We start from the raw sequence: 5,464 nt of genomic DNA on the forward strand, positions 1-5,464 counted from the left end.
TGCCGACACCGGCCGGCGCCCGGCTGGTAGCGACTTCCTCCCGGGAGGGCTCGGCGCCGGGGACGACGGAGCCGTCGTCCCCGGCACCGCGCCCGGGAACGACGATGGTGAACCAGAGCGGCGTCCTACTCGACGCAGCCGCCCCGCGCGCCCCGGGGCCGACGATCCCGTCGTGTTTGGTGCCGGTGCCGATGAGCCGAAGCTGCGTCCTGGTCGGCGGGGTCCGACGGCGAGTCCCGGGGAGGGTGATCCGGTCGTCCTCGGGGCCGGTGCCGATGAGCCGAAGCTGCGTCCTGGTCGGCGGGGTCCGGCCGCGAGTCCCGGGGCCGGCGATGCGGTCGTCTTTGGTGCCGGTGCCGGTGCCGGTGCCGATGAGTCGGAGCGGCGTGCCGGTCGGCGGGGGCGGAGTGCGAGCTCCGGGGCCGGCGCGCGGGACGGGCGGCGGGGGAGTGGCGCGCCGCAGCGGGGTACCGAGCCGGGCGATGCCCCGGGACATCCGGAGGATGCGCCGGGTGACCCGGAGTCCGTGGCGCGGGCCGTCTGCCTGCGGCTGCTGACCCTGCAACCGCGGACCCGGGCCGAGCTCGCGACCGCGCTGGCCAAGCGCGGTGTCCCGGACGAGGCGGCCGAGACCGTGCTGAGCCGGTTCACCGAGGTCGGCCTGATCGACGACCGGGCGTTCGCGGCCGCCTGGGTGGACTCCCGGCACGGACGAGGCCTGGCCCGACGCGCCCTCGCGGCCGAGCTGCGGCGCCGTGGCGTCGACGGCGAGGTGGTCGGCGAGGCGGTCGCGGTGGTCGACGCCGAGGCCGAGGAACGCACCGCCCGCGCCCTGGTCGAGCGCCGCCTGCCCAGCACCCGGCGACTCGAGCAGCCGGCCCGGATCCGGCGCCTGGCCGGGATGCTCGCCCGCAAGGGCTACCCGCCCGGCCTCGCCTTCCGCGTCGTGCGGGACGCCCTCGCCGCCGAGGGCACCGACCCCGGCGACCTCGACACCCTGGACGACTCCCTACCTCCGGACTGACCCCACCCCGCTCCCGCGCCGTCCGCCACCGGGCGGCCTGACGGATCGCGGTCGACCCGGGCCCCTGACGACTGCTGCGTCCCGGCCGATGCCGCCTCGCTGGGCCGGTCCCGCGGGGCCGGCCGTCCCGGACGGCGATCGCGCTCTGACCGGGCAACCTGACGACTGCTGCGTCCGGCCGATGCCGCCTCGGCTGCGCGGGATCCGCGCGGGGCCGGCCGTCCCGGACGGCGGTCGCGCTCCGACCCGGCGGCCTGACGACTGTTGCCCTCGACTGATGTCGCGTGGGCTGCGTGCGATCCGGCGCAGCGGTTCGGGCCGTTGGCGTCCCTACTCTTCAGTGCAGGTCGAGACGGTTTGGCAGCGGGCGCAGGCGTGCTTTCTTGACCGGCCGGTAGGCCGGACATAGCCTCAGCGGCACGAGGAGTCCACCTCGCGCCCGGGCCGGTCGGACCTGGACGCGACAGACATACAGCGCATCGCAGAACATCCCGTCCACCTCGGTGGACGCAAGCCTTGCAATGCCGGCGGGGGTTTCGCACCCGCCGGGAGTTTCGCGTCGGCAAGCCGGCCGCCGCGGAAGTCGCGGCCGCCTTCGTCGGCGTCCCGTGCCGAGGTCCTCCTCAAGGTGACCATGCCGCGTGCCCAGTCGCACTCGGCCCGCCGGGACGGAGGTGGGTGCGGTGACGACGGTCCTGCTGGTCGTGGTGATCGTCCTGGTGGTGCTGCTGGGCCTGGTCCTGCTCCGCCGTCGCCCCACCCAGGCTTCCCCGCGCCCCACCGGCACCCCGCCGAACTCCTCGACCCACGCGGCCGACCCCGGCGCAGCCGCCCCGACGACCCACGCCGCCGGCGCCACGCCGACGACCCACCCGACCGACGCAGGCCCGACGGCTCGTACCGCGGACGCCGGCCCGGCCACTCCGGCCGCTGGTGCCGGCGCGGTGGGCGCCGACGCCGACGGGACCGACCCGGGTCCGGGCGCTCCGGCGTCCGATCTCGTCACGCAGCTCGGCGACGGCGTACCAGGGTCGGCCGGCGCGCCGGCAGCCGCAGACCGCAGCTCGCATGGCGCTCCTCGTGCGAGCACCACACACGCCGCCGCGCCGGGGACGGCGCAGATCGATGCGCGGGTCGCCGAGGGGCCGACGTACCGCGGGACGCCGGACCCGGACCTGCTGGCGCAGGCGCGCCGTACGGTCGAGGCCGAGCTGTCGGCCCTGCGACTGGAAGCCGTGCACGCCGCCGCCGCGGCCCGCGCGGAGGCCGACACCATGGCCACCACCACCCGCCGGCTGGCCGAGGCCGAGGCCGACGCGCTCCGCCGCGGCGCCCGGGCCGAGGCCGACTCGATCCGCACCGCCCTGCAGGCCGACGCCGAGAAGTCCCGGCGGCAGGCCGAGCTCGAGGTCTCCACCACCCTGCTCGACGCCCGCCGCCAGGCCGAGCGCGACGCCGCCGACATCACCGAGAACGCCCGCGCGCTCAAGCTCGACGTCGAGCGCCGCGAGGGCCGGCTGGCCGAGCGGGAGGAGCGGGTCGACGCGACCGTCCGCCGGGTCGAGCTGCGGGCCGAGGAGCTGACCGAGGGCGAGCAGCTGCTGACCCGGCGCGAGGAGCTGCTGCAGTCCCGGGAGTCCGAGCACGAGCAGGAGCTGGAGCGCATCGCCGGACTCACCGCCACCGACGCCCGGACCGAGCTGCTCAAGGCGGTCGAGGAGCGGACCAAGCGGGATGCCGCGATCCTCATGCGCGACATCGAGGCCGAGGCCCAGGCGCACGGCGAGCAGCGTGCCCGCACGATCGTGGTGGACGCGATCCAGCGGGTCGCCAGCGAGCAGACCGCGGAGAGCGTGGTCAGCGTCCTGCACCTGCCGGCGGACGAGATGAAGGGCCGGATCATCGGCCGCGAGGGCCGCAACATCCGCACGTTCGAGTCGGTGACCGGGGTCAACCTCATCATCGACGACACCCCCGAGGCCGTGCTGCTCTCCTGCTTCGACCCGGTGCGGCGCGAGATAGGCCGGATCACGCTGGAGAAGCTGGTGCTCGACGGCCGGATCCACCCGCACCGCATCGAGGAGCTGTACGAGCGCAGCAAGGAGGAGGTCGAGGTCCTCTGCCTGCGCGCCGGCGAGGACGCGCTGGTCGAGGTCGGCATCTCCGACCTGCACCCGGAGCTGCTGGCCACGGTCGGCCGGCTGCGCTACCGCACCAGCTACGGCCAGAACGTGCTGAAGCACCTGGTCGAGACCGCGCACATCGCCGGCATCATGGCCGCGGAGCTGCGGCTCGACCCGGCGCCGATCAAGCGCGGCGCCTTCCTGCACGACATCGGCAAGGCGCTCACCCACGAGGTCGAGGGCAGCCACGCGCTGATCGGCGCCGACCTCGCCCGCAAGTACGGGGAGAGCGAGGAGGTCGCGCACGCGATCGAGGCGCACCACAACGAGGTTCCGCCGCGCACGATCGCGGCGGTGCTCACCCAGGCCGCCGACTCCTGCTCCGGCGGCCGGCCCGGCGCCCGCCGGGAGAGCCTCGAGTCGTACGTCCAGCGGCTGCAGCGGATCGAGCAGATCGCGGCCGGGAAGCCGGGCGTCGAGCGGGTGTTCGCGATGCAGGCCGGCCGCGAGGTGCGGGTGATGGTGCAGCCGGAGGCGGTCGACGACCTGACCGCGCAGATGCTCGCCCGGGAGGTCGCCCAGCAGATCGAGGACGAGCTGACCTATCCGGGCCAGATCCGGGTCACGGTCGTCCGCGAGTCCCGCTCCACCGAGATCGCGCACTGACCCACGCCGGACCGGGCCGCCGGCGGGACCGGTGGCCCCCGTCTTCAGCGCGGAGCGGGCGACGGTGGCGGTTGATCGGCCCTGGGGGTGCGGCGGGTTCCGGTCATTCGGTGGTTGACGCGGTAGGTGGTGCCGTCGGGGGAGAGTTCGCCGATCCAGGTGAACGAGTCGGCGCGGATGTCGCTGAACGTCCAGCGGTTGTGGCCGTCCTCGTCGATGCCGCGCAGGACGATGCGGTCGCCTTCCCGGCCGCCGTGCAGGATCGCCGTGATCCCGCTGACCGCGCCCAGGTAGACGATCTGCCATTCGTCGCGGTCCCGGGAGCAGGTGCGCAGCGTCGTGCCGATGCCGCGGCCGCGCTCGGTCGGGAAGCTGAACACGTCCTGGATGGCGTGACCGTCGAGCACCCAGCCGAAGCTCCACCGCCCGAGGTCGTGGTAGACGGTGTCGCCCGCCTCGTCGTAGAACTCGATGTCCATGTCCCAGTCCCCGACGAACTGGCCGAACAGCGCCAGGTCCGAGTTGGGCTCGGCGACCAGCGACTCGACCAGGCTCATTCCCGCCTCCACAGGTTCGGGTAGTCGATGACGAGATCCGCGTCGTCGACGCTCAGGTCGGCCGCGAACCGTCCGGATTCGTAGCGGTAGCCGCCGTCGAGTCGCCGGTAGCGCTGCCGGGCGCGGCGGACCGTCAGCTGCGGGACGGACAGATGGCCGACGTCGAGCTCGCGGGCGGCACCGACGGCGAGGGCGAGCCGGCGGATCGGCAGGGTGTTCGTGCACGGCGTGAACGAGATGTCGACGTCGAGGCAGCCGTCCAGGTCGGGCAGTGGCCCCGCGTCGTCCCGCCAGTGGCCCTGCCCGTCGGCCTGCAGGGTGCGGGTCCGGGTGGGAAACGGTCCCGACACCGTGATCTCGACGTGTCGGGTCGCCCCGGTCCGATCGGTGCGCAGCTCGTAGCCGACGTGGGTCGGGACGCCGTCGAGCACGGCGATCCCGCGACCCGCCGCGGACAGTTCCCCGGCCCGTACGCCGATGCTCACGTGTTCCAGGCCCGGCCAGCGCAGAGCGGACCAGACCACCTCACGGGTCTCGTCCACCCTGACTCCCTCTCCGTTACCGGCTAAGTCGTTGGCAGGTTAACGACTCCCGCGAAGGCGATGCAACCGCTAAACTCGTTGGGTGGTTAACAGGCAGGAGGCGCCGGACGCGCTGGAGCCCATCCGGACGCTGCTCAACACCTGGTCGATCCCCAACGACACGCGGCAGCCGGCCGATGTGTTCGAGGGTCCGGCCGAGCTGCGCGCGCTCCGCGACGACCTGCGCCGTGCCGTCGAGGACGCAACGCCGGAGGCCATCAACCCCTGGGTCGGCCGGCTGCGCGTATGCCCCGTGCTCCGGGACGGCCGGATCGAGTGGACCGGCCGGGGCGACGGCGCCACCATCGTCGGCGCCGTGCTCACCGCGATCGCCGACGGTACGTGGCCGCGCCTCAAGGCCTGCCCCGACTGCCGGTGGGTCTTCTACGACCACACCCGCAACGGCAGCAAGCGCTGGTGCCTCATGACCGCCGGCGGCTCGGCCGGCCGCAGCTGCGGATCGATCGCCAAGGTCAGGGCGCACCGCGAGCGCCGCGCATCGGCCTGAGGAGG

Annotated in this window: 5 protein-coding genes; 3 read left to right on the plus strand and 2 right to left on the minus strand. The window is 74.3% G+C overall.

Going from position 1 to position 5,464, the window contains the following annotated elements; genetic code table 11:
• Window positions 1–526: 526 nt before the first annotated feature.
• Both VGP36_06870 and rny read left to right on the plus strand, forming a co-directional pair.
• The gene (locus VGP36_06870) at window positions 527–1,024 is read left to right on the plus strand and encodes a regulatory protein RecX (GenBank protein ID HEV7654443.1); all 498 of its coding nucleotides are present in this window, start codon (window positions 527–529) and stop codon (window positions 1,022–1,024) included.
• Between the two features lie 683 nt (window positions 1,025–1,707).
• Window positions 1,708–3,813 (plus strand): ribonuclease Y, encoded by a 2,106-nt coding sequence (rny, locus tag VGP36_06875; GenBank protein ID HEV7654444.1) that lies wholly within the window; start codon window positions 1,708–1,710, stop codon window positions 3,811–3,813.
• Window positions 3,814–3,857: 44 nt separating this feature from the next.
• Here rny and VGP36_06880 read toward each other — a convergent pair whose 3' ends face one another.
• Window positions 3,858–4,370 carry a hypothetical protein gene (locus VGP36_06880; protein HEV7654445.1) on the minus strand — a complete coding sequence of 171 codons (513 nt, stop codon included), beginning with the start codon at window positions 4,368–4,370 and terminating at the stop codon, window positions 3,858–3,860.
• On the minus strand, window positions 4,367–4,912 hold the full coding sequence (locus tag VGP36_06885) for a putative glycolipid-binding domain-containing protein (GenBank protein HEV7654446.1): 546 nt from the start codon (window positions 4,910–4,912) through the stop codon (window positions 4,367–4,369). Before VGP36_06885 ends, VGP36_06880 begins: the two co-directional genes overlap by 4 nt.
• An 82-nt stretch (window positions 4,913–4,994) precedes the next feature.
• Here VGP36_06885 and VGP36_06890 point away from each other — a divergent pair, with 82 nt between their 5' ends.
• Complete coding sequence (locus VGP36_06890) at window positions 4,995–5,459, plus strand: CGNR zinc finger domain-containing protein (GenBank protein ID HEV7654447.1); 465 nt, start codon at window positions 4,995–4,997, stop codon at window positions 5,457–5,459.
• Window positions 5,460–5,464 lie beyond the last annotated feature (5 nt).

This window comes from Mycobacteriales bacterium (assembly GCA_035995165.1).
In the GTDB taxonomy this organism is placed as follows: domain Bacteria; phylum Actinomycetota; class Actinomycetes; order Mycobacteriales; family CADCTP01; genus CADCTP01.

Coding starts and splice junctions, on each gene's coding strand:
- VGP36_06880 (HEV7654445.1), bottom strand. CDS start 4,370: ATGAGCCTGGTCGAGTCGCTGGTCGCCGAGCCCAACTCGGACCTGGCG.